This window comes from Kaistella sp., assembly GCF_049588135.1.
GTDB lineage: Bacteria > Bacteroidota > Bacteroidia > Flavobacteriales > Weeksellaceae > Kaistella.
Window position 1 is genome coordinate 1 of the sequence record NZ_JBAVFG010000036.1, and the last position, 4,318, is coordinate 4,318.

Below are 4,318 nucleotides of genomic sequence, written 5' to 3' on the forward strand. Positions count from 1 at the left end.
GGTTTTAACAACTCTCTTAGAGAATACCCCTGAAATTCTAGATTTCTCTAAATATGGTAAGTATTTACCAATAAAATTTCAAATAGAAACATTAAAAAATTCTTACTATGATTTTTATAATTATAAAAAGTTTTTAAAGGATTTAGAATTGAGAACCAATGAGAATTAAAAAACTAAAACTATGAGCTTTAAATTAATAGCAATAAGACCGCTAAAAGAATGTAATCCAAATTATCTCAAAAATTTAAAACCTAATCAATTATATAAGTTTTACAATGATTATATTTTTTATGATAACAATAATCAAGAGATAATCGATTCAGAAAAAGATGTAGATAAGATTACTTACTTAGCAACTATTCCTGACGATTTGTTTTCTCAAAGCGCAGATGATGCAAAGACGAGTATAAATGTTTCAGCAATTGTTGGTAAAAATGGATCTGGTAAAAGCGCTTTAATCGAGTTACTCGTGGCGTCAATTATAAAAATGTCTTTGGAAATTAAGGATGACTTTATTAATCCTGAAAACTTGTATGATAGTAAAGATGAAGAGAAGAAAAAGGAGCTTGTTGCGAAGTATAATGAAAGTATTGTTAAAGATTTAAATTCAATAAATGTTGAAATTTACTTTTATTATAACCTGTTTGAAGAAAGTAATAGGGAAAAGATTAGAAAACTTAAAATTCAAAATAATGAAATTACATTATTAGATTTTGATAAAAATTTCAGTTCTACTCCAAAAACTTTTTCAGCTAAAAGTAATATAGGAGTATATATTAAAAGTCACAAACAAGAAGGTGAAAAAGATCTTTCAAAATCAGAACTTCTTTTCTTTAAAGATTTTTTTTACACCATGGTTATAAATTACTCACATTATGGTTATAATACAAATGAAACTGGTGAATGGTTGAAGGGTGTTTTTCACAAAAACGACAGTTATCAATTACCAATTGTAATAAATCCATTTCGCGAAGATGGTAATATAGATATAAATTCTGAAAAGTATTTAGCATCCTCGCGTTTTCTTGTGAATATTTTACAAGAAGAAAATCTTAGAAGTATTGCCACAGGCAAAGATGTTTCACATATATCAATAGAAGTTGACTATAAAAAATTTAGTCATTGGAACGAGAGCGAAAAAAAAGATCTTCGAATACAAAATAGAGATGAAGAAAAAGTTGATTATCTCGAATTGTTACTTGGAATATTTTATGATGAAAAAATTGAGATCAGAAACTTTATCAACGAAAGTTTTTACCCTTACTTGAGAGATTATATTCTTTTAAAATTATATAAAATTACATTTTATAAAAAATATCAGAAATATCGAAAAGGGAAACATTGCATTATTATGAAAAATGATAATCCCTTGTATTTCACATTAATTAGTCCAGATAATCTAAGGAAATATTGCGAACAATTAAAAGATGATGGAAGTCACATCACAGACAAATTATGCCAAGCAATTTTTTTATTGAAGCATCAATATTTAAAAAGGGATGAAATTTTTATAGAAAAACTTAACGAAAAATTGATTAAGATTGATTATCTATATGAGGTGATTGATACAGCATTTAAGTCTACAGTAGATCCCGAAGAACATTATCTAATGAATAAGTTCTCTATTGCCCAGTCGCTTCCTTCTATCTTTAAAGTAAATTACTTTTTTGAAGAGAATTATTCAAATCATAATTTTAATAATTTCAGTTCTGGAGAGAAGCAAAAATTGTATAGCATTCATTCGATAATTTATCATTTGCGAAATCTAAAATCTGTTCGAGAGTTAATAATAGATGAGAATGATCCAAATGAAAAAATGATTTATTATAAGAATGTTAATATAATTTTTGATGAAATAGAATTATACTCGCATCCTGACTTTCAAAGAACTTTCTTAAATGATTTGTTGAAGGCGCTAAATTCAGTATATCAACGATATGATAATCTCAATATTTTGTTTATTACTCATTCACCTTTTATATTATCAGATATTCCAAAGCAGAATGTACTCTTTTTAAAAGATGGATGTGTAGATACTTTTGATAAGGCAAGTACATTTGCTGCAAACATTACTGATTTGTTAGCCAATAGCTTCTTTTTCAGTAATGAAACCAAAAGTGGCTTATTAATGGGAGAGTTTGCAGAAGAAACCATAAATAAAACAATTCATTGGATTAGCGAAGCTAAAAAAAGTGAAGTATCTTTTAATCAAATGAAAGATGATTTTGATTACCATAGGCAGATTATCAACATTATTGATGAACCAATATTAAGGTTGAAATTGGCAGAAATGCTAGACGAGCTTTCAGGGCAAAACGAAATACAGAAGGAGGTAGCAAAAAAACAAATTGATTATTTAAAAACAAAATTTAATTTATAATGCTAACAATAAATCCATCTGCAACCGCGGTAAGATTCCATGAACAAGAAGTTACTAGAATATTCGAGAAATTACTTACCAACAAATTTGTAGTAAGAGGAAAAAATAAGGAAAGAAAATACTTACATTTTAGCTTCTTAAAATTTCTAAAGGTTCATTATCAGGAATTGGTGAGTGGTAAGCCAAATGAGCTTCTTCAATTACATGAAAAATATGAATCTTTACCATTATCTTGTGATCATAGAAAACTCATTAAAAGTTTTTTTATTGACACGGGATATGGCAATTTTAATAACCAAGAATTTTTAGAAAAGCTTAATATTGACACTTGTGTTTATTGTAACAGGAACTATACAGTTCAATTAGTGAAAGATAGGGCTCGAGCTCAATTAGATCATTGGTTTCCAAAAGAAAGTCATCCTCTGTTGGCTTTAAGTTTTTATAATTTAATTCCAAGTTGCCAATCATGCAATCATATTAAACTCAATAAAGCTCCAGAATGTGGATGGCATAAGGCTTTAGAAAATATTTTTCATCCATATGAAGAAGAGCTAATATTTTCTTTTTCATATGATTACAATACAAGGATTACAGATCCAAGTGTAAAATTTATTGATACTGATTCAAAGGCTGAAACTAGCCTAAAATATAGTCGATTGAAAGAAATTTATGATAGCAGTTCAAAGAGAGAACTGAAAGATTTATTAGATTTAAGATATAAGTACAGTGACAATTATCTAAAGATTTTGTTTGAAGATACTTTTAATTTATCAATATCAGAAAGGGAAATATCTAGATTTTTGTTTGGTGTTGAGTCTAAAAAGGAAGATTATCACAAAAGACCATTTTCTAAGTTTAAAAAAGATATTATTGAGGAATTATTACGAATTGGATGATTTAATTTTCATTAAACTCCTCTGATACAACTCTATTTCATCGATTAACTCCTAACGGTTTTCCGTAATGCAGTAAAATATTTATAAAATAACTTGGTCTCCATTAAAAAAAATAAATAAAATGCTAAAAAGATTATTCTCCGTTTCCGCAATCATTTTGATCACCACCCTTTCCTATGGACAGGAGGTGAAAAAAGAATCAGAAACCGTAAAAACCAAAATGGAGGTCTTCACATCAAAAACGGGAAGTATTACAAAATTTGTCGATAATAAACTGCCCAACTTATCCGCTTCCTATGGCGCTGCGGAAACAAGAGTCAGAAAAATAACAAATGGCGCAGCTACGGCATACTTTTATCAAATAACCAAAGAGGGTAAATACAGCAACAGTGTTGCATCAATCGAATACTCCGATCTGATGGAGTTATTGAAAGCGGTAAAAGTTCTGAAGGGAGAAGTGATCAACGATATTGCCGCCAACTCAGATTATAGGGAAAACAAATTCGTGACTGTTGATGGTTTTCAGGTAGGATATTACGTAAGTAAAGGTAAAGCCAGTTGGTATATCAAACTTGAAAAACAGGGCTCCGACAATACTTTGTTTATCGACAATGGCGATACCTTTGAAACAGCATTGACCGATGCAAAAAGGAAAATTGATGAATTGAAGAGGTAAAATTTTGGTAAAGGCCACGCATCGTCTTGTTTTGCTCCTGTCATGACTGTTTTAATTTTTCTTCGTTTAACTTTTTTGCATTTGTTGTTGGAATGTGATCTCAATGAATTCGGCAGGTCTAACAATAGCTACCAACACTGTAATTCTCATGATGCCTTCCAGAATATCTTCCGGTGTCATGGTTTCCCCTAATCCTATAGAAACAGTGAAGGCATCTTCGGGGACGGCTCCTGCAAGACCTCCCCGTTTCCATATCCCGTTAAGGAAATTTCCTAACATGCTGCGGACAATTACCCATGTATTTGTGGTGTTGGGTTCGAACACAAAAGATCTGGCTGCGTATTTTATAGATTCTTCCAGCATGAT

The 4,318-nt window shown here is 29.9% G+C and carries 4 protein-coding genes; 3 read left to right on the top strand and 1 reads right to left on the bottom strand.

The genetic code is table 11. The features are described from left to right. Positions 1-181: 181 nt before the first annotated feature. From WBY99_RS01955 to WBY99_RS01965, 3 genes are all read left to right on the top strand, one after another. Complete coding sequence (locus WBY99_RS01955; protein WP_423974667.1) at positions 182-2,380, top strand: hypothetical protein; 2,199 nt, start codon at positions 182-184, stop codon at positions 2,378-2,380. Continuing rightward, complete coding sequence (locus WBY99_RS01960) at positions 2,380-3,276, top strand: hypothetical protein (protein WP_423974668.1); 897 nt, start codon at positions 2,380-2,382, stop codon at positions 3,274-3,276. The genes WBY99_RS01955 and WBY99_RS01960 overlap by 1 nt, the downstream gene beginning before the upstream one ends. Positions 3,277-3,397: 121 nt before the next feature. Then, positions 3,398-3,952, top strand: a complete 555-nt coding sequence (locus WBY99_RS01965) for a hypothetical protein (RefSeq protein WP_423974669.1) — start codon at positions 3,398-3,400, stop codon at positions 3,950-3,952. A gap of 66 nt (positions 3,953-4,018) precedes the next feature. Here WBY99_RS01965 and WBY99_RS01970 read toward each other — a convergent pair. Beyond that, positions 4,019-4,318, bottom strand: a 300-nt coding sequence (locus tag WBY99_RS01970; RefSeq protein ID WP_423974670.1) for a phage tail sheath C-terminal domain-containing protein, incomplete at its 5' end; no start/stop codon positions are given.